The following is a 20,188-nucleotide window of genomic DNA, read 5'->3' on the forward strand; positions in this document are numbered from 1 at the left end:
GCTCTCCTAGATTCTTTTAAAGACAAATATTTTTATTTATTGGATAATGCCCGTTTGCGGCCGCAAACGGCGGAATCTTCTGTAATTGTCATTGTCTGAAAAAACAGCAGGTCATTGAATTTCCCTGCTAAAATGAGTGGCAATGACTAAAAATTGCAGAAAATTGTCAAAAGTAGACAGTTTACATAAAAGATACTCTGTTACCAGCAAAAAGATAACTTTAGAACGCGGATCCTGCTTGTGATTGTATTCAGATATTTAATCCGAGAAGTGTTTAAGTCCCAAGTGGCTGTGCTCTCAGTACTATTGGCCATTTTTGTCAGCCAACAATTCGTACGGATTCTTGCAGACGCCTCTGATGGCGAATTTCCTTCCACGATTGTGATGCAGCTAATCGGGCTCAATATGCCGGAATTGGCCAGTCTCATTCTGCCGTTGAGTCTATTTCTAGGCATTCTGCTCGCGCATGGTCGGATGTACGCCGAAAACGAAATGGTGATTTTCCACAGCGTTGGTATCAGTGAATGGTATGTGGCGCGAGTCATGCTGCTGGTAGCGCTGTTCAACTGTGTTGTCGCAGCAGCCCTGTCGATTTATATCACCCCTTGGGCAGATGAACGGAAAAACCAAGTGCTCGAAAAAGCCAAGTCTGAAGCGGGCTTAGCGGCACTTATTCAAGGTCGATTCCAAACGAGTCCAAATGGCCGCGCAGTTATCTTTGTTGAAAGAATTGGCAAAAATAATGAGTTGGAGCGGGTGTTTGTGGCGCAACAACCTGATCCTAAAGATGCCGATGGCTTGTCTAACTTAGTGGTCGCTCAAGGTGGGCGCGTAACTGAAGATGATTTGGGTGGTGAAAGCCTCAAGCTCAATGATGGCGTTCGTTATCAAGGTTCGATGCATCGTAAAGACTTCCAAATTATCGAGTTTGGCAGTTACCAAACCCAGATTAAAGAGCGCGAAGTGGATGAGCGTGACCGTAAACTCTCTGCGGTGCCCTCTGCCGAATTAATGCAGATGACCACGCCGGAAGCGATTGCTGAAGTGCAGTGGCGTTTAGCCGTGCCGGTGGCCATTTTGCTGGTGACCTTAATTGCGGTGCCGCTCGCGCGGGTAAATGTCCGCCAAGGCAAATTCGCGAAGTTGTTCCCAGCGGTGCTGCTGTATCTAGGCTATTTCGGTTTGCTGGTTGCTGGCCGGAAAGCGTTGCAAGACGAGGTGATCCCGCTGGCTTTGGGCTTGTGGTGGATTCACGCCGGCGCCTTGCTGATGGGCGTGTTACTGCTGAGTAAGGAGCGACTTATAGGCATTCGCTTGATGGGCTTATTCCGTCGTAGGAGTGTTGCGGCATGATGAAAATTTTGGATTGGTACATCGCCCGCACGCTGCTGAGTTCATCGGCCTTATGTTTGTTAGTGCTGACAGGGCTGTCGAGCATTATTAAGTGGGTTGACCAGCTGCGCCTAGTTGGCCGCGGTAGCTACAGTATGCTTGATGCGGCGATGTACGTGCTGTATTTGGTGCCGCGCGACATCGAACTGTTTTTCCCCATGTCAGTGCTGTTAGGGGCACTTATTGGCATGGGCATGCTGGCCTCAAGTTCTGAGTTGGTGGTGATGCAAGCCTCGGGCATGTCGCGCTTTCAAATTACCCGTTCAGCGATGAAAACAGCGGTGCCGTTAATGCTAATGATTATGGCGTTAGGCGAGTGGGGCGCGCCTGCCGCTGAGATGAAAGCGAAAGAACTCAAAGCAACCAAGATTTCTGATGGTAAATTGATTAAGTCTCATCGTGGTGTGTGGGCGCGCGATGGCAATATGTTTATCAATATTGGCCGGATTGAAAGTGTTGATCACTTAGGTGATTTGACCTTGTATGCCTTTGATGACGCCTTGCATTTACAGTATGTAATTCATGCTAAAGATGCGTTTTATCAAGGTGATGCGTGGACCTTGCAAGAGGCACAACGCTCAGCGATTGAAGACGATCAAGTGGTGTTCCAAAATAGCGCTACCCAGCGGTGGGAGTCATCGTTAACCCCTGACAAGCTCAGTGTGGTGTCAATCAACCCTGATGCACTGTCGATTCAAGGCTTGGTGGATTACATCGATTATCTCAGTATCAACAACCAAGATGCGAGCCGCTATCGCTTGGCGTTTTGGCACAAATTGATTCAACCGTTAACCGTGGCGGTGATGATTTTGGTGGCGCTCTCGTTTGTGTTTGGTCCGCTGCGTTCACAAACCATGGGCGCGCGCATTGTGCTTGGGGTTATTGCCGGGTTTGTGTTCTATATTTGCAACGAAATTTTTGGCCCATTGACGCTTGTCTATAACCTGCCATCAATTATCGGTGCGATTATGCCAAGTCTGCTATTTTCATCCGTCGCCCTGTATTACATCCGCAAGTAAGCTGGCGTTTGTAAGGCATACAATTGAAAAAGGCTCTTAAGAGCCTTTTTTGATCGATAAACGCTATTTTGGCAGTCGTACCACTTCGCTGTTACACAGTCTATCTTGCAGTGCCAGATGCTGCGCGCTGATTAGCAGTAGGAGATTGCCGAGGCCGAGCAGGCTCCAAAAGCAGCGCGCAATCGCGGTAATTGGACTGAGGTTTTGGCCGTTGGGATGTTGTAGCCGTAAACGCCATGCTTTCATGCCGAGTGTCTGGCCGCTGCGGCTCCAAAAATAGCTGTAAAAAGCGACCACACAGCACAGCAACCAGAGTTGATAGATGCCATGGATGACGGGCGTCTGTTGCAGCGCGAGCGCCAGTTCTGTGTTGTCGGCTAACTCGATCCAACCCAGCTGATTCAGCACTGCAATCATTGCTATACCTATGATGCCTGCAAGCGCGTAAATCGCGACTGCAAGCAGCGCATCATAAATCGCTGCTGCGGTGCGAGGTAAAAAGCCTGCTCGAGGTAAGCCAGCTAACTGATAGTTAGGCCTTGCCGTCACTGCTTTCTTCATCTCTTAATAAGCGCACGTCGGTGAAGCCCATGCGTTGGAACTCGGTCAGGCGATAGCTGCGCACTGCACCTTTGCCTTTTGCGGTCATGGCCACTTGTTGCTCCATTGCGAGAAAACGGGTCAAATCGATGCCTTCTGCGGCTGCAACCGCTTCAAAGATATCGTGGTACTTGTCGTAGCTAAAATTGATGACCTTGGCTTCGCCTTTAAAAATGTATGCAACTTGCCGCGCCATGAAGACTCCTGAAAATGCTGTGGGCGTTGATTAAAGCCGATAGTGTAATCAGATATCGGCAGAACACCACAGTTAATCGCTTAACTCGCGGCGCATATACTGCGCTTTATCACCGTAGATGTTGAGATCTTTGCTAATTGAGCAAGGCGTAAAACCTAACTTTTGCCAGTAACGATCAGCGCCGGCAACCGCTACTAAACTCAGCGAACAATATCGGCTAATGCGGGTAAACTGCTCTAGGTGATGCAGTAGCTGATGCACCAAGCCCTGACCTCGTCCCTGTGGCAATAGCGCAACATCGTGCAAATATAAGGTGGAGGCTGCATCATTGGGTGCCAATGCCTGATGTAACGATGGAGCTTGGTTGTCTATCCAAGGATGTGCGAAGCAATACCCCACAGTTTGCTGTTGATGTTCAAAGACAAAGCAACAGTGCGGCGCAAGCTGTTGTTTATTTTGCAATACAGCAACCGATTCAAGTAAGGCGTGGGGGTAGCAAGTTTGCTGAATGTAGGCGATGGTTGGCCAATCAGAAGGCTTGATAACTCTCAACATAAAGACGCTCAAAATTAGGTTAGCGTGACAGCACCAAAGCTGCAGATTATATCGTTAGCTGCATGCAAACGAGCAGCTGCTTTGTTGATGTTCGCTATCTAAAAAATCAATTAATCACTCATTGTGTATCTGGATTAATTGATTTAATTTGAAAGAAATTGCCGTTAGTTTAACCGGAATTTTGTAGATTAACACTACACTTTATGGGGAACGGCGCTATGGACGCGTGTAGAGAGTCTATTCTCACGTTAGCAGTTTGTCTCAAGGAGGAACAAAGTGCTGGATTTTATTCTAAGCCACGACAACTTAGCCTATCTGGTCTGCGCCATTGTGGTATTCACGCTCGGTGTGATTGAGATGATGGCGCGTATCGCGGGCTTGAGTTTGGTTCTGGTGTTTGATGAGCCAGAGCCCGCGTTTGATGTAGATGAACCCGATGCGCACCCGCTAAGTCGCTGGCTTTATCTCGACAGTTTGCCTGTATTGCTCTGGTGCATTATGGCGTTAAGTGCATTTGCGGTACTGGGCTTTGCTTTAAACCTCGCCTGTTTATGGCTTGATGGCGGCACCTTACCGCAATCGATCTCTTTGTGGTTGGTTTTCCCGCTGGCTGGAGTTGCTTGCCATTGGTTGGGAGGGCAGCACTGGTGGCGCTATGATCGTAAGCTCAAAGCGCGAGAGTTAGATCTCAGTGGTAGCATGGCGGTGATGACACTCGGCACCGCTAAACCGGGCATGCCAGCTGAAGCGTTAGTGAAAGATCGAGATGAGCATCGGCATTACGTTATGGTGGAGCCTTGCGAAGGTGAGTCAGGCTTTGTACCCGGAACTTGGGTTGTGTTGTTGTCTCGCCGCAAGGAAGTGTGGCTGGCCACTAAATTTGAGCCCTAATTGTGGCCAGTTCGCCAATAACGAAAACATCAACAACGAAAACGCCAGCAAACAATGCTGGCGTTTTTATGCGGCGATTCGAGCTTTATTTGAGTTTTTTCAGCTTCTTACCTGAAGATCCAACTTTCACTTTTACGCGACGGTCGCTCATCCGTTTTTCCGCAACCACTTGATCTTGCGCTTCACTTTCACCCGGACGGCTCTTACCAAATTTGCGGCGACGCTGCAGTTGCTTTAGCAGTGACTCGCGTTGGTTCATTTCATAGCCTGGCATCACAATGCGTTTTAGGCGCTGACCGATCAGCGTTTCAATATCGCTCAGGATGCGTTCTTCTTCGCGGCTGACAAACGAGATTGCGGTGCCATTTTTACCGGCACGGCCAGTACGGCCAATACGGTGTACATAGTCTTCGGCGAGGAATGGCATGTCGTAGTTAATTACGTAATCGAGATCTTTAATGTCCAAACCACGAGCCGCAACTTCGGTAGATACCAGCACGCGGATTTTGCCGGACATAAAGTCTGCCAGCGCGCGACGACGGCTACCGTGAGTCTTTTCACTGTGTACGGCCACCGTTGGAATCCCATCGGCAGATAATTCTTTTGCTAAATGGTCCGCATCTTCACGCGTGGCCGAGAACACCAGCACTTGGTGCCAGTTCTTACGGCCAATTAACTCAGACAACAATTCGCTTTTGCGGCGTTGCTCAACGGGGTAAACCACTTGGCTAACGGTAACTGCGGTGGTGTTGTGAGCATCCGCAGTAATGACTTTTGGCTTTTTCAAAATTTGTTGGGCTAACTGGCGTACACCACCGCTGAAGGTCGCGGAGAACATCAGGTTTTGCCTGTTATCATTCGCCAAATGACGGATTTCATTGATGTCTTTGATAAAGCCCATGTCCAGCATACGGTCGGCTTCATCGAGCACCAGAAAATCCAGCTGCGCTAAACTGATGTTGCCTTGGTTGATGTGTTCCATCAGACGGCCTGGGGTGGCTACCACGATATCGGCACCACGACGAAGTTTGTTTGCTTGGCTGCTGGTTTTAACGCCACCAATCAAGTTAATGACTTCGATATCCAAATAGCGAGCGTATTCTTTGGCATTGGCAGCAACTTGCGCGACGAGTTCGCGTGTCGGCGCGAGGATTAACGCTCTTGGCTGACCACTTACACGCGCTTTAGGCGCATCAATCATGCGTTGTAGCAGCGGCAGTACAAAGGCGGCGGTCTTGCCAGTACCGGTTTGTGCACTCGCTAAAACATCTTGGCCACGACGAACCGCAGGAATCGCCTGTTGCTGAATCGGCGTCATGCTCTCGTAGCCACATTCACTGATAGCGCGGAGGATATCCGGGGCAAAACTATAGGATTCAAATTTCATGCGAGTGTTCCTCAATCTAGACCAATAAGCCTGGGAGTATTACCTCTCGGTAAGTCGGACTGCAGGCGGCCGCGGAGTATAGCAAATAAACGCTGCGGCAAGAAACGTTTGTGTGGCTTGATAGCCATTTCGCCAATAAAAAACCGCTCAAAAGAGCGGTTTTGTTGAACTTGTTGGCTTAGAACCACTTGCTAAACAGCTGCTTGAAGTAATCCATCAGCTTGCTGAACCAGCTGCCTTCGTTGACTTCGTTCAGAGTCACCAGCGGGAATTGGGCGATATCTTTGCCATCCAGCTGGAAGTAAACTCGGCCAACCGTTTTGCCTTTAGCAATCGGTGCGACCAAATCTTCATTCAGCTCAAAGTTCGCTTTTAGGTTTTTCGCTTGGCCACGGGTGATAGTGACCGGGGTATCGGTTACCACTCCCAGATTGATCGTGTCAGTATCGCCGTACCAAATTTTTTGGCTGACAAACACGTCACCCGCTTTATAAGGGGTAACAGTTTCAAAGAAGCGGAAACCATAGTTCAGCAGTTTTTTGCTTTCGGCTTTACGCGCAGCTTCGCTGGCTGTCCCCATTACTACTGAAATCAAACGCATACCATCTTTAGTGGCGGAGGCAACTAAGTTGTAGCCAGCACCTGATGTGTGCCCAGTTTTAATGCCGTCAACTTCTAAGCTGTTATCCCACAGCAGGCCATTACGGTTGTATTGAGTAATGCCGTTGTAAGTGAACGACTTCTCTTTGTAGACCTTATATTCGTTCGGGACGTCGCGGATCAATGCCGCGCCGAGCAGCGCCATATCATAAGCAGTACTCATATGGCCTTCGGCATCTAAGCCGTGGGCGTTCTCAAAGTGCGAGTCTTTCATGCCCAGTTGTTTGGCCCAAGAGTTCATCAAATCAACGAAAGCGTCTTCAGTACCGGCAATGTGTTCGGCCATGGCCACACAAGCATCGTTACCTGATTGAATAATGATGCCGCGGTTCAGATCCGATACTTTGATCTTCTTGCCGACTTCAATAAACATCTTGGAAGAGTCAGAGAAGTTTTTTGACCAAGCATTTTTGGTCACGGTCACTTCATCATCGGGCGACAGATTGCCACGTTTGATCTCTTGACCGATGACATAACTGGTCATCATTTTGGTCAAACTGGCTGGGTTTAACTGTTGATAGGCGTTGCTTTCTGCAATAACACGGCCTGAGTTGTAATCCATCAGCACATAGGCTTTGGCTGCAACATCAGGTGCATCAGGCATTACCATCGGAGCCTGAGGTTGCACATTAGGAACAGGAATAGGATCAGCTTGGACGCTGGTGACAAAAACACCGGCGATAACGGCCAGCGTGGTCAGGGGACGTTTTACAAAATTCATCATTGGCGGATTACGTCGATTGGTAAGTGAATGTCAGCGAATTGTCGCGATTATATCATTGTCGACCTGAATATTCAGTGAAGGTTCCTTCATCTTTTTGATATTGCATAATTATTGGTCAATTTTGCTTAATCCCGAATCAGGAACCCTTTGGGGTAACCGTTGTCGCGCACATGATCCAGCATCTTGCTGGCAATATCTTGATTACTGATGGGCCCTAACTGCAAGCGATAGACATTGTCGCTCTGGTTAATTCGGCTCTTCAATGAGAACTTTTGTTCTAGCGTCGTGGCGAGCTCTTTTGCACGTTGCTGCGAAGAGGAAGCAAACACCTGAATATAAAATTGCGGCGTTTGATTAAGCTGCTCAAGTGCGCGCTTCTCTGGGGCATCCACCATAATCACTTCAAGCCGTATCGGCGCGGTGCCGGTTTGGGTGATCCCGAGTTTATATGCCGCTGCATACGACATATCTAAAATGCGAGTTGAGTGAAACGGACCGCGGTCATTAATACGGATGATGGCACTTTTATTGTTGTTCAGGTTGGTCACTCTGACATAGCTCGGCAATGGCAGCGTTTTATGGGCGCCTGACATGGCATACATATCAAATACCTCACCATTAGAGGTGAGGTGACCATGGAATTTAGCGGCATAATAGGACGCGACACCTTCTTCTATAACGCCTTTACCGCTTTGCAGTACTTGATAATTTTTACCCAGCACTTCGTAATCTTTATTGCCTTGTCGGCTGTAGGGCTCGTAAATCGGCACGGCATCTTCAAGCTGCGACAGGTCAGGCGGGTTGTCCGGCGCTTTGTCCTGCTTCATGCTGTAGCGGCCATCGTTGCGATTTTTGGGCGCTTCTTTAGTCGGCACGCTTGAGCATGCCGTCAACAATAAGCCGCATAAGCTGATGATGAAAAGATTAGTGCGCTGCATGGTGCTTTCTCAATTGTTCGCTAAATTGGTACACCGCCATTGCATACAGCGGACTGCGGTTATAACGGGTAATGACGTAAAAGTTTTTTAGCCCGAGCCAATAATCGGTGTGTTCCGCTTGCTCTAACGCGATAAGCATCGCGGGCTGAGATACATCCAGATCAACACTGTTTTTTAGTGCTACTTCGGGCGATAAAATATCATTCACCGTTTGATTGAGCGGCTTACCGCTCCACACTGCGGCGGTTGGCGTTGTCGTGCTTAGCAGTGGCAATGCGACCAGCGCGCCACGTTGCCATCCATGCTGATGAAAATAGTTCGCCACGCTACCAATGGCGTCAACCGGATTGCCGAGCAAATCACGTCGACCATCGCCATCAAAATCGACCGCATAGGCGAGATAACTCGACGGTATAAATTGACCATAGCCCATGGCACCCGCGTAGGAGCCAAGTGTGGTGTTGACATCTAGCTTTTCGGCTTTGACTAACGCCATAAACTTGCCAAATTCACTGCGAAAAAAATCGGCGCGAGGCGGATAATGAAAGCCCAAGGTGTAGAGCGCATCTTTTACCGGATAAGTGCCCATCACTTTGCCGTATTTGGTTTCTATACCGATAATCGCCACAATGATTTGCGGGTCGACTTGAAACTGTTCCGCCGCTTTAGCAATGGTGGCTTCATGCTGACGCCAAAAATCAACACCTGCTTGCAGGCGTTCGTCGGTGAGAAAAATTGGAAAGTATTTATGCCAAGGCTTGGCTTCCCAAGGTTTAGTGATGGCTTCAATTACCTTCGGCTCAAATTTAGCATTGGCAATAAAGCGGCTCACTTCTTGGCGGCTAAAACCCGCTTTGACTTGGCTGTCGATAAATTGCTGCTGTAGTTGCTCAGGAGAAAGCTGCTCAGAAGAAGGCGCCGCAAATACAGAAGATGCCAGCAAAGCTGACATCAAGATTGGCGCGAGCAGCCGCTTGGTCATCGGCATAAGTACATCCCTTTTAGTTAAGGTTATCTGTCGATAAAGCGTCTGTGGGTATGAATGCTCATTAGAATGCCAAATCCGGCCATCAATGTCAGCATCGATGTGCCGCCGTAACTGATTAACGGTAGCGGCACACCCACCACCGGCAAGATCCCCGACACCATGCCGATGTTTACAAACACGTATACAAAGAAGGTGAGGGTAATGGAACCCGCCAGCAAGCGTGCAAAACTGGTTTGTGCCCGTGATGCAATCACTAAGCCGCGGCCAATGACATAGATATACAAAGCCAACAAGAACAAGCTGCCAATGAGACCAAACTCCTCACCAATCACCGCAAAGATAAAGTCTGTGTGGCGCTCTGGTAAAAACTCTAACTGAGACTGTGTGCCATCCAACCAGCCTTTGCCCCATAACCCACCGGAACCAATGGCGATTTTGGATTGGATGATGTGGTAGCCGGTACCGAGTGGATCTGCTTCGGGGTTGAGCAAGGTCAGCACCCGATTACGTTGATAATCGTGCATTAAAAAGAACCACAGCACTGGCAAAAAGGCCAGCACTGAGATAATTATGCCGCCCACAATCATCCAGCTCATGCCCGATAAAAACAGCACAAATACCCCAGATGCTGCCACTAGAATTGAGGTACCCAAATCCGGCTGCTTCGCGATAAGTAAGGTGGGGACTAACAAAATCACCGCAGCGCCTGCAAGGTAACGCTTCTTTGGTGGCAGTGGGAATTTACTGATGTACCAAGCCATAGTGATTGGGAACGCGAGTTTCATCAGTTCTGACGGCTGAAACTCCATAAAGCCCAGATTAAGCCAGCGCTGGGCCCCTTTATTGATCTCGCCAAAAAAGGTCACCGCAAGCAGCAAGGCGACCCCAGCAAGATAGATGGGCAATGCCCAACGACGATACATCTCAGGGTTAATTTGTGCCAAAAACAGCATTAAGCCGAGTGATAAGCCCATCCGCAGCAGTTGCCGATCCATCATTGCCAAGCTTTCGCCACTGGCCGAATAGATGATGAACAGCCCGTAGCCCATCAGCGCTAACAGCCCCAATAACAGTGGAAGATCAATATGCAGCTTTTGCCAGAAGTTGGGTTTAGTGTTCTGCATTGTGCAACTCCCACTTATCACGCAGCATAAAATCGTCGAGCATTTCTCGGGCAACCGGGCCTGCGTTAGCACCACCCCAGCCGGCGTTTTCGAGTACTACGGCCAATACAATCTTGGGGTTTTCAAACGGTGCGTAGGCCACAATCAAGGCGTTGTCGCGCAGTTTTTCATCAATGGTATCAGCATCATATTTTTCATCTTCAGCAACGCTAAACACCTGCGCGGTACCCGTTTTCATCGCTGCTGTGTAGGGGGCGTCTTTAAAGCGCGAGCTATGGGCCGTTTGCCGCATCGCCTCGGCAATGACGTCCCAGTTACGCTGGTCGTTCAGCACAATGGGCGGCTGCTGATCAGCAGGATTATCGATTTTTGAGGTCACGTCTTTAATCGACTTCAGCAGATGCGGTGTATAGTGTTTGCCTTTGTTGGCTAAGATGGTAAATGCGCTGGCCAGCTGCAATGGCGTTGAAGTCCAGTAGCCTTGGCCAATGCCGATGGAGATGGTGTCACCGATATACCAAGATTGGTTATATTTGAGCCGCTTCCAATCGCGAGATGGCATATTGCCGGCGGATTCTTCGAAAATGTCCACACCGGTATTTTGGCCAAAACCAAATTTGCCCATAAAGTTACTGATGTGATCAATGCCGGTCTTGTAGGCCATCTCGTAGAAGTAGATATCGCACGAGTGCACAATCGCACCATAGACATCCACCCAGCCATGCCCCCAACGCTTCCAGTCGCGGTATTTGCGGTCAACTCCGGGGATCTGCCAATAGCCCGGGTCCCACACACGGGTTTTCTCAGTGACCACTTTGTCATCCAATCCCATCAATGCCATTAACGGTTTAATGGTGGATGCTGGTGCGTACTGGCCTTGGGTGGCGCGGTTAATTAATGGTCTATCCGGCGAGTTCAGCAGATGACTATACTCCTTGCCGCTAATCCCATGGACAAAGTGGTTGCCGTCATAACTCGGGCTGGATGCCATGGCGAGAATGCCGCCATCACGCGGGTCAATCGCCACTATGGAGCCGCGACGACCGCCAAGTAATTCCATGGCCTTTTTCTGCAGCTCTAAATCCAGTGTGAGATACAGATCTTGCCCTGGTTCTGGCGGCTCGACTTTAAGGGTACGGATATGACGGCCGAGGTTGTTTACTTCCTCTTCCATATGGCCGGGCATCCCGTGCAGCAAGGATTCATAAAATTTCTCAATCCCTTGCTTGCCGATATTATTGGTAGCAGCGTAATCCGACCATTTGCCCGTTTGCTCTAACTTGCTGCGGTCACTGTTATTAATGCGCGCAACGTAGCCAAGCACATGGGTCAGCAGGGTGCCTTGCGGATAGAATCTATCAAGCCCAGCTTCTACCGATACACCTTCAAATTTATATTGGTTAACACTGAATTCAGCCACTTGCTCTTCGGTCAGGCGGCTTTTGATGGTTAACGGCTTAAAGCGACGATGAAATTTGAGCGTTTCCATAAAGTCTTGCCGCTCATCATCGCTAATCGGAATGACTTTAGTTAGCTCATCCAGCATGGCGGGGATGTCTTTGACCTTTTCTGGCACCACTTCTAACGAGTAAAACGGCTGGTTTTCGGCTAACAGCTTGCCGTTACGGTCGTAAATCAACCCGCGACTAGGAGCAATAGGGGTCACTCGAATGCGGTTGTCATTCGAGCGGGTGGTGTAGTCTTTAAATGCGGTGATCTGCAGATGGTAAAGGTTACCAATCAACACGCCAATTAGCAGTAACACACAAACAAAGGTAAACAGCGCGCGGCGTTTAAATAGCGATGCTTCCGCCGCATGGTCGTGCATGGTGATGCGCTTTTTTCTATGCACTGAGTCTCTCCGTCCTTTGTTGCCCGTACGGCGTTATTCCCGATGATAGGGATGATTATTATTGATGCTCCACGCGCGGTAGAGACTTTCTGCTACCACGACGCGCACCAGCGGATGCGGCAGCGTGAGCGCAGATAAACACCAGCTTTGTGCGGCGGCTTGCTTACATGCAGGGGCCAATCCCTCTGGCCCACCAATCAACAGACTGACATCACGCCCATCGAGTTGCCATTTTTCCAAATTGCTGGCGAGTTCAGGCGTGGTCCAGTTTTTCCCCGGTAAGTCGAGGGTGACAATATGGTTGCCTTTAGCGACTGCGGCCAGCATCGCTTCGCCTTCTTTTTGCAGAATGCGGGCGATATCAGCATTTTTGCCCCGTTTACCAGCGGGGATTTCAATCAACTCAAACGGCATATCGCGCGGAAAACGGCGCTGATATTCTTCAAATCCGCGAGTGACCCAGTCGGGCATTTTGGTGCCAACGGCAATCAATTGCAGTTTCATAAGCGCTTAAATTTCTGACCAGAGTTTTTCGAGTTGGTATTGCTCGCGGGTGACATCTTGCATCACGTGCAAAATCACATCACCTAAATCCACCAGTACCCATTCGTTGCTATCGCGGCCTTCAACTCCAAGTGGTTCAATTCCGACTGCTTTGGCCGAGCGTACGACGTTATCGGCGATAGCGCGTAAATGGGTGTTCGACGTACCGGTACAAATCACCATGTAATCAGTGACATTGGACTTGTCTGTCACATCCAACACTACTACATCTTTCGCTTTAATATCTTCAACTTTGTCTACTACAAAGGCTTTTAGTTCCGTGCTTTGCACGTGCAGTTCCTCACTCGTCGGTTATTTTGGCGCGCTAGTATAGCGGCAAATAGCGTTTGTATCAGCTTTGATATAACTGCTGTTGCAAAATGAATGCAAGCACAGCGGCGGGTACAGCTTGTTGGCAGGCGGCTATGTCGCTGTTTGCTAGTGCTTGGCGCAATAGGGTTGAAGCATAGGGTTGCAGCTCAATATCCAGCTGAATGATCTCTCCGGCGGATGTTGGCGCGTGGCTGAGATGTTGTGTCGCATTGCTTTGACGTTGTTGCCATGCTGGCCACACCGGATTCTCTGCGGTAAGTTGCCAACCGTCGCGGCCACAGATCACCAGATGGCACAAATCAAACAGCCGTTGCCATTGATGCCACGTCGATAAGGTCACCAAGGAATCAGTGCCCATGATGAAATAAAATGTATCTTCTGGTCTCGCGTCACGCAGCTCTTCAAGGGTGACGACACTGTATGACGGCACTTCGCGCTTGAGTTCGATATCGCAGATAGAAAATGCAGGAAATTCTTGCTGGGCTAACGCCAACATTGCGAGACGTTGCTCTACCGAGGCGCTGGCAGCCGCTTTGTGCGGCGGAATACGGTTTGGCATCAACCATAACTCATCCAGTTGCAGTTGTTGTCTTACCGCCTCTGCTGGACGTAAATGGCCATAGTGCACAGGGTCAAATGTGCCGCCGAAAATCCCAATCCGCATTAATCTAATCCAAATCCACTAAGTTGCGCATGCGCCTTCGCATCAAACAACAAACACAGGTGGCTGACGCCAGTCCAGTCTTCAATGCCCTGACGTTTAAGCTTTAGTTCCAAGGTTGAACAGCAAGATAGCATCCATTCAAGCTGATCTAGTGACAGCCGTGATAACGCGCTTTGATACAGTGGTTGGCGTGAATCCCAGATCCGTAATTTGCTGTAAATGGGCGCCAATGGTTGCCTAGCCTGTGCCGCTGATTGCAGTTGCCACAGAATGGTCAGCTCTTTTTGCAGCGCCCAATGAATGATGGGCATGGCGGTATCTTCTGCTTTGAGCTGCACCAGCATGTGTTGCGCTTTATCTTGGCGATTTTCCAGCAAGGCATCGACCAATTGAAACACGTTAAAGCGCGACTGATCTTCAAAATACTGTGCCAGTTCATCGGCACTGACTGGGCGGCTTGCTGCTAACAGCTGGAGTAACTGCAAGGCTTGATCGGCGGCCAGCAGGTTGCCTTCGTAGAGATTGGCGAGCATGGCGCGGGCATCATTTTGCAGATTAAGCCGATAAAACTGAATGCGTCCTTCAAGCCAGCGCTGAAACTGCGCCGCTTCCGGCGTAGTGCAGGGTACGAAAATCCCATCTTTATCGAGTGCTTTGAACCACTTGCTTGATTGCTGCTCGCGGGCCAGCTTAGGGCCGCTCAAAATAAGCATCACATCAGAATTCTGGCTATTGAGCAGTTGTTGCAGCATCGCGCTGCCATCCGTGCCGGGTTTGGCTTGTGGCAGATGTAATTCGATGATGCGGCGACTGGCAAACAGACTCATGGCATTCCACTCGTTAGCGAGATCTTGCCAGTTGAAGCTGTTGTCTTGTTCCAGTTGAATGCGTTCTTCAAAGCCTTGGGCTTTGGCGGCAGCGATAAGCTGCCCTTTGGCATTATTTAACAACCATGGGTCGTCGCCAAAGAGCAGATAGCAAGGTTTGAGCGTGTTAAGTTGCCGATGGAGTTGATCCGGATAGACCCGCATCAGTTGACCTCGGTAGATGCCAAGGTCTGAATAATGTAATCGGCCGCTTGAACCCGCATCTCCTTCACCAGCAAGTTCATCTCACGACTCTTTGCCAATGCGGTACGCGGGTCGTCTTGGTAGTCACGACGAATTTCGGCACTGAATTTTTGTGCCTCTTTGTTCGGTAATGCCACACTGAAATCTACATGATAAATCAGCTCATATTCAGCCACGTTACCGGTGGAATAGAGCGATAGCGTTGAACGCTCCAGCGAGTCTTTGATTAAGGTCAGTCGTGGTAACTCTTTGCTTTGTGGTTGAATGCTGATGTTATGCAACCTCAGTCTATCGCGCACTAAGCGGCTCAGTTCACTGTACTGATCTTGTGTCTGCAGGCTCAACACCCGCAACTCGTTTGGAATCGAATAGCTGCCTTGCAAGTGAAAACCGCAGCCAGCACTGGTCAGTATGACCAGTGCCAGTAAGCAAGTTGTCAGAGGCTTCAAACGCTTGATAGTTTTCAGCATGAAATCCCTTATCAGTTCGCCACGATGTTGAGCAGTTTACCTGGCACGAAAATCACTTTACGGATGGTGACACCTTCAAGGTATTTCTGTACCGGCTCTTCTGCCATCGCGACAGCTTCGACTTGTGCTTGGGTTGCATCAGCTGCCACTGTCACTTTTGCGCGCAGTTTGCCGTTAACTTGTACCACGATCAGCTTGCTGTCTTCCACCAATGCGGCTTCGTCAACTTCAGGCCATGCTGCAGTTTCAATCGCATCAGTATTGCCCAGCTCGGTCCACAGCACAGAACTCAGGTGTGGCGTAATTGGGTACAGCAAACGTACCACGGCGGTCAGTGCCTCAACCAACAGGGCTTTATCCTGTTCAGTGGTTTGTGGCGCTTTTTGCAGATGGTTCATCAGTTCCATCACTGCAGCGACTGCAGTGTTGAACATCTGACGGCGACCGATATCATCAGTCACTTTAGCGATGGTTTTGTGCAACTCACGACGCAGCGCTTTCTGGTCGGCATTCAGTGCAGCAACGTCCAGCGCAGCGATTTCACCCGCAGCAGTCAAATCAAATGCCAATTTCCACAGACGTTTGATAAAGCGGTGTGCGCCTTCAACGCCTGATTCTTGCCATTCCAACGTCATTTCTGGCGGAGCAGCAAACATCATAAACAGACGTACCGTGTCGGCGCCGTATTTTTCTACCATCAGCTGCGGGTCGATACCGTTGTTTTTCGATTTCGACATTTTGCTCATGCCGGTGTACACCAGCTCATGACCTTGGTTATCGAGCGCTTTTACGATACGGCCTTTGTCATCACGCTCTTCAATGGTGGCATCCAGTGGGGAAACCCACACACGCGCACCTTTGTCGTCGGTGTAGTAGAAGGCATCTGCCAACACCATACCTTGGGTCAGCAGGCGTTTTGCAGGTTCGTTAGATTGCACCAAGCCAGCATCGCGCAGCAGTTTGTGGAAGAAACGGAAGTACAACAAGTGCATACAGGCGTGTTCGATACCGCCAATATATTGATCCACTGGCAGCCAGTAGTTGGCTTTGCTTGGATCTAGCATTTGATCCGCTTTTGGCGAGCAGTAACGGGCGTAGTACCAGCTTGATTCCATAAAGGTATCAAAGGTGTCGGTTTCACGCAGTGCTGGCTGGCCATTCACGGTAGTTTGTGCCCACGCTTTGTCGGCTTTGATTGGGCTTTGTACGCCGTCCATCACCACATCTTCTGGCAGGATCACTGGCAGTTGATCTTCGGGTGTTGGCATTACACTGCCGTCTTCTAAGGTCACCATTGGAATTGGTGCGCCCCAGTAACGTTGACGGCTCACGCCCCAGTCACGCAGACGATAGTTTACTTGGCGTTTGCCTTTGCCTTCTGCTTGCAGTTTGTTGGCAATGCCATCAAATGCTTCAGCAAATGCTAAGCCGGAGAATTCTGCAGAATCAAACAGCACGCCTTTTTCGGTATAAGCTTCTGCTGATACGTCGACTTCGCCGTCAGCAGGTTTGATAACCGGTTTGATTTCTAAACCGTATTTGGCGGCAAATTCGTAGTCACGTTGGTCGTGCGCAGGTACAGACATGACTGCACCAGTACCGTAGTTCATCAGGACAAAGTTAGCTGCCCATACTGGCACTTTGGCGCCGGTCAGTGGGTGAATGGCGTATAGGCCAGTGGCAACGCCTTTTTTCTCCATCGTCGCCAGCTCAGCTTCAGAGGCTTTGCTTTGTTTGCATTCATCAATAAATGCAGCCAGTTCAGGATTATTAGCTGCGGCTTTGATGGCCAGCGGATGCGCCGCGGCAATGGCCACGTAAGTCACACCGTAAACCGTATCTGGGCGAGTGGTGTAGATATCGAAGGTTTCATCGCTACCATCAACCGCGAAGGTCATTTCGACCCCTTCTGAGCGGCCAATCCAGTTGCGTTGCATGGTTTTCACCTGCTCTGGCCAACCTTCCAAGGTGTCGATATCGTTCAGCAGCTCTTCGGCGTAAGCGGTAATCTTGACGAACCACTGTGGAATCTCTTTTTGTTCCACTTTGGTGTCACAGCGCCAGCAGCAACCGTCTTGTACTTGTTCGTTAGCCAATACGGTTTGGTCGTTTGGACACCAGTTTACTGAAGAGGTCTTTTTGTAGACCAAGCCTTTTTCATACAGCTTAGTGAAGAACCACTGTTCCCAACGGTAATACTCTGGGGTACAGGTGGCGATTTCACGGCTCCAGTCGTAGCCAAAACCCAGCATTTTCAGCTGGTTTTTCATGTAATCGATGTTTTCGTAAGTCCAAGGCGCCGGTGCAGAGGCGTTCTTAATCGCCGCGTTTTCTGCTGGCAGACCAAAGGCATCCCAACCAACTGGTTGCAGGACATTTTTTCCCTGTAAACGCTGGAAACGTGCCACTACATCACCTATCGTGTAGTTACGGACGTGTCCCATATGTAGGCGGCCAGACGGGTAAGGGAACATAGAGAGACAGTAGAATTTTTCTTTATTTGGATCTTCTGTCACTTCAAAGGTTTTCTGCTCAGCCCAGTTTTGTTGTACGCGGGCTTCAATTTCTGAAGGATTGTATTGTTCTTGCATCAGGTTTCTCGGCTTTGCCGCCCATAAATTGACGATTGCGCATAGGGGCGCTTTTAAATCCGCATAGGATAAACCAGAAGTGAGTCTTTAACAAAGACCGGAGTTAAGGAGTCGTGGTCATGAACGAGAAAAGTGAAAAATTATTGGCGCTCTATCAGTCGTTAATGGACAAAGTGGCTGAGCAATATCGTGATGACAGTTCGTTGAGTATTAATGCCCTTTATGAAGCAATCACCCACAGCCGCGAGTTTTTGGCACTTAAGCGTAAGGCATCGGAAGATGAGTTAGCATTGGTGGAAGGTTTTTTAAGACGCGACATCGACAGTTTTATCAAGCAGCGCATGCAAACCGATCTGAGCTATAGCCCAAGTGTGATTGGCTTTGAGCAATCATTGTGGCATTGGCTTGGTGAAATCAGTGATCGCAGCCAAGTGGAATGGCATGAGTTGGCGCAGCAGTTCAAACAAGCCGGGGTGTATCACACCGGTGATGTGGTGAGCCAAGGGCGGTTGAGTTGCACCCAATGCGGGCAGGGCATGAGTATTGAATTTACCAATGTGGTGCCTGAATGCCCCAATTGCGATAACCGAGAATTTACCCGCGAAGCGTTAATGCCTTAGTAGTGCTGCCATATCACTGCAATCAAAAAACGCAGCCAAGGCTGCGTTTTTGCTAAACATTGCATCAGATCTTCATTTTGCGCCGCAGCAGCGCCAGCAACAAAATGAGGGCCGTCAATAGCAATATTGGCCACTGTCCAAAGCGGTGGAACAGGGTAACACCTTCAACCAAGGCGACTTTACTGGTCAACACACCCTGTTCAAATTGCGGTAGTTTATCGGTGATATTGCCGTGTTCATCAACCACTGCGGTCACGCCATTGTTGGTGCCGCGCAGTAGTGGACGACCTAATTCTACTGCGCGCATCTGCGCTATCTGCATATGTTGTAGTGGGCCGTTAGACTCGCCAAACCAAGCATCATTTGACACGGTTAACAGCATGTCGGTATCACTGCGCACGTTGTCTCTAAGTTGTTCAGGAAAGGCAATTTCATAGCAGATGGCTGGCGCCAAATGGTAGCCCGCTGCGCGTAGATTATCCTGAATGTAGTCGCCTTCACTAAACGATGACATCGGCAGATTGAAGAACGGCGCTATCGGTCTGAGCAGCGACTGAAACGGCACAAATTCGCCCACTGGCAGTAGGTGATGTTTCCGGTAACGATTATTGCTGTGCAGCTGATAATCCCCGGCCGCTTGCTGCTTCTTGCCAGCATTACCAAGCACAATCAGAGCGTTATAGAAGTTGCCATGCTCCAGCCCCGGAATCCCAGTAATAATCGCACTGTTATTCAGATTGGCGGCGCGGTTACTGTTATCAAGAAACTCTTGGGTATCCAGCTCTAACGATGGCACCGCTGCTTCGGGCCAAATGACGATATCGCTATCAGCAAAATGTGGTCGAGTCAGATCGATATATTTGAGTAAGGTGGGCCACAACGCTTCTGGATCCCACTTCATGCTTTGTGGAATGTTGCCTTGCACCAGCGCCACATTGACCGTTTCACCATTGCGTTTGATGGGATTGTAGTAGGGCGTAATAAACACGCCCACCGCTAACACCAACAACCAAATAGGCAAGCTGAAAAAGCGTTTCAATGCCAGCAAACACAACGCGCCAGCAACGCTGACCACAATGAAACTAATGCCTAAGGTGCCAATATCGGCCGCCAATGGCCGCAGTGGTCCTTCGGCTTGACTGTAACCCAGCCACAACCACGGGAAGCCGGTGAGCACCCAACCGCGAGCCCATTCGGCAATTACCCATAAGGCAGGGAATAGAAAACACAGGTTCCAGAGCGGCGCTTTAGGGCTTTTGAGTTTGCTATAACACCAACCGGCTAACGCTGGAAATAATGCTAAATACGCGCAAAGTAGCGCCATCAGTAAAATGGCGACTGCCAGCGGTAATTCGCCATAGCGCACCATGCTAACGTGCACCCAACTGATGCCGGTAGCAAAGCTGCCAAAACCGAACCACCACCACAGCTTAGTGGCTGACAGCGGCAGTTTTTCGCCACACCACATGGCAACAGCCAATGCGACGGGTAATAACGGCCAGATATTGTATGGAGCAAAAGAGAGGGCTGTTAACGCGCCGAGTGCAAACATCAGCGCGTAACAGAATGCG

At 49.6% G+C, this 20,188-nt stretch carries 20 protein-coding genes; 4 read left to right on the forward strand and 16 right to left on the reverse strand.

What is annotated here, in order from left to right:
• Window positions 1–240: 240 nt before the first annotated feature.
• Complete coding sequence (gene lptF, locus JYB87_RS04905) at window positions 241–1,353, forward strand: LPS export ABC transporter permease LptF (protein WP_207355790.1); 1,113 nt, start codon at window positions 241–243, stop codon at window positions 1,351–1,353.
• Window positions 1,353–2,411: an LPS export ABC transporter permease LptG gene (gene lptG / locus JYB87_RS04910; RefSeq protein WP_207356595.1), complete on the forward strand. Its 1,059-nt coding sequence runs from the start codon at window positions 1,353–1,355 to the stop codon at window positions 2,409–2,411. The genes lptF and lptG overlap by 1 nt, the downstream gene beginning before the upstream one ends.
• A 63-nt stretch (window positions 2,412–2,474) precedes the next feature.
• Here the strand turns inward: lptG and JYB87_RS04915 are convergent, their stop codons facing one another.
• From JYB87_RS04915 to JYB87_RS04925, 3 genes are all read right to left on the reverse strand, one after another.
• Window positions 2,475–2,960: an RDD family protein gene (locus JYB87_RS04915; protein WP_407695831.1), complete on the reverse strand. Its 486-nt coding sequence runs from the start codon at window positions 2,958–2,960 to the stop codon at window positions 2,475–2,477.
• Window positions 2,944–3,207 (reverse strand): DUF2960 domain-containing protein, encoded by a 264-nt coding sequence (locus JYB87_RS04920; protein ID WP_207355792.1) that lies wholly within the window; start codon window positions 3,205–3,207, stop codon window positions 2,944–2,946. The genes JYB87_RS04915 and JYB87_RS04920 overlap by 17 nt, the downstream gene beginning before the upstream one ends.
• 72 nt (window positions 3,208–3,279) lie before the next feature.
• Window positions 3,280–3,762: a GNAT family N-acetyltransferase gene (locus JYB87_RS04925; protein ID WP_207355793.1), complete on the reverse strand. Its 483-nt coding sequence runs from the start codon at window positions 3,760–3,762 to the stop codon at window positions 3,280–3,282.
• 276 nt (window positions 3,763–4,038) lie between these two features.
• Here JYB87_RS04925 and JYB87_RS04930 point away from each other — a divergent pair, with 276 nt between their 5' ends.
• Window positions 4,039–4,653, forward strand: a complete 615-nt coding sequence (locus JYB87_RS04930; RefSeq protein ID WP_207355794.1) for an OB-fold-containig protein — start codon at window positions 4,039–4,041, stop codon at window positions 4,651–4,653.
• 85 nt (window positions 4,654–4,738) lie between these two features.
• Here the strand turns inward: JYB87_RS04930 and JYB87_RS04935 are convergent, their stop codons facing one another.
• From JYB87_RS04935 to leuS, 12 genes are all read right to left on the reverse strand, one after another.
• Window positions 4,739–6,040 carry a DEAD/DEAH box helicase gene (locus tag JYB87_RS04935; RefSeq protein WP_207355795.1) on the reverse strand — a complete coding sequence of 434 codons (1,302 nt, stop codon included), beginning with the start codon at window positions 6,038–6,040 and terminating at the stop codon, window positions 4,739–4,741.
• 178 nt (window positions 6,041–6,218) lie between these two features.
• On the reverse strand, window positions 6,219–7,424 hold the full coding sequence (locus JYB87_RS04940) for a serine hydrolase (protein WP_207355796.1): 1,206 nt from the start codon (window positions 7,422–7,424) through the stop codon (window positions 6,219–6,221).
• Between the two features lie 125 nt (window positions 7,425–7,549).
• Window positions 7,550–8,362 (reverse strand): septal ring lytic transglycosylase RlpA family protein, encoded by an 813-nt coding sequence (locus JYB87_RS04945; protein ID WP_207355797.1) that lies wholly within the window; start codon window positions 8,360–8,362, stop codon window positions 7,550–7,552.
• Window positions 8,349–9,350, reverse strand: coding sequence for a lytic murein transglycosylase B (gene mltB, locus JYB87_RS04950; protein ID WP_207355798.1), 1,002 nt, complete (start codon window positions 9,348–9,350; stop codon window positions 8,349–8,351). Before mltB ends, JYB87_RS04945 begins: the two co-directional genes overlap by 14 nt.
• A gap of 23 nt (window positions 9,351–9,373) precedes the next feature.
• On the reverse strand, window positions 9,374–10,474 hold the full coding sequence (gene rodA, locus JYB87_RS04955; protein ID WP_207355799.1) for a rod shape-determining protein RodA: 1,101 nt from the start codon (window positions 10,472–10,474) through the stop codon (window positions 9,374–9,376).
• Window positions 10,461–12,326: a penicillin-binding protein 2 gene (mrdA, locus tag JYB87_RS04960; protein WP_207355800.1), complete on the reverse strand. Its 1,866-nt coding sequence runs from the start codon at window positions 12,324–12,326 to the stop codon at window positions 10,461–10,463. Before mrdA ends, rodA begins: the two co-directional genes overlap by 14 nt.
• A 33-nt stretch (window positions 12,327–12,359) precedes the next feature.
• Window positions 12,360–12,830, reverse strand: a complete 471-nt coding sequence (rlmH, locus tag JYB87_RS04965) for a 23S rRNA (pseudouridine(1915)-N(3))-methyltransferase RlmH (protein WP_207355801.1) — start codon at window positions 12,828–12,830, stop codon at window positions 12,360–12,362.
• 6 nt (window positions 12,831–12,836) lie between these two features.
• A complete protein-coding gene (gene rsfS / locus JYB87_RS04970) occupies window positions 12,837–13,160 on the reverse strand; it encodes a ribosome silencing factor (protein ID WP_207355802.1) in 324 nt (107 codons plus the stop codon).
• 61 nt (window positions 13,161–13,221) lie between these two features.
• Complete coding sequence (gene nadD / locus JYB87_RS04975; RefSeq protein ID WP_207355803.1) at window positions 13,222–13,866, reverse strand: nicotinate-nucleotide adenylyltransferase; 645 nt, start codon at window positions 13,864–13,866, stop codon at window positions 13,222–13,224.
• Window positions 13,866–14,897: a DNA polymerase III subunit delta gene (gene holA / locus JYB87_RS04980; RefSeq protein WP_207355804.1), complete on the reverse strand. Its 1,032-nt coding sequence runs from the start codon at window positions 14,895–14,897 to the stop codon at window positions 13,866–13,868. Before holA ends, nadD begins: the two co-directional genes overlap by 1 nt.
• A complete protein-coding gene (locus JYB87_RS04985) occupies window positions 14,897–15,406 on the reverse strand; it encodes an LPS-assembly lipoprotein LptE (RefSeq protein ID WP_207355805.1) in 510 nt (169 codons plus the stop codon). Before JYB87_RS04985 ends, holA begins: the two co-directional genes overlap by 1 nt.
• A gap of 11 nt (window positions 15,407–15,417) precedes the next feature.
• A complete protein-coding gene (gene leuS / locus JYB87_RS04990) occupies window positions 15,418–17,997 on the reverse strand; it encodes a leucine--tRNA ligase (protein ID WP_207355806.1) in 2,580 nt (859 codons plus the stop codon).
• 119 nt (window positions 17,998–18,116) lie between these two features.
• Between leuS and JYB87_RS04995 the strand changes: the two genes are divergently transcribed.
• Window positions 18,117–18,617, forward strand: coding sequence for a zinc ribbon-containing protein (locus tag JYB87_RS04995; protein WP_207355807.1), 501 nt, complete (start codon window positions 18,117–18,119; stop codon window positions 18,615–18,617).
• Between the two features lie 64 nt (window positions 18,618–18,681).
• Here the strand turns inward: JYB87_RS04995 and lnt are convergent, their stop codons facing one another.
• Entirely contained in the window at window positions 18,682–20,169 is a 1,488-nt protein-coding gene (gene lnt / locus JYB87_RS05000) for an apolipoprotein N-acyltransferase (RefSeq protein ID WP_207356596.1), read from the reverse strand.
• Window positions 20,170–20,188 lie beyond the last annotated feature (19 nt).

This window comes from Shewanella avicenniae (assembly GCF_017354945.1).
Lineage (GTDB): Bacteria > Pseudomonadota > Gammaproteobacteria > Enterobacterales > Shewanellaceae > Shewanella > Shewanella avicenniae.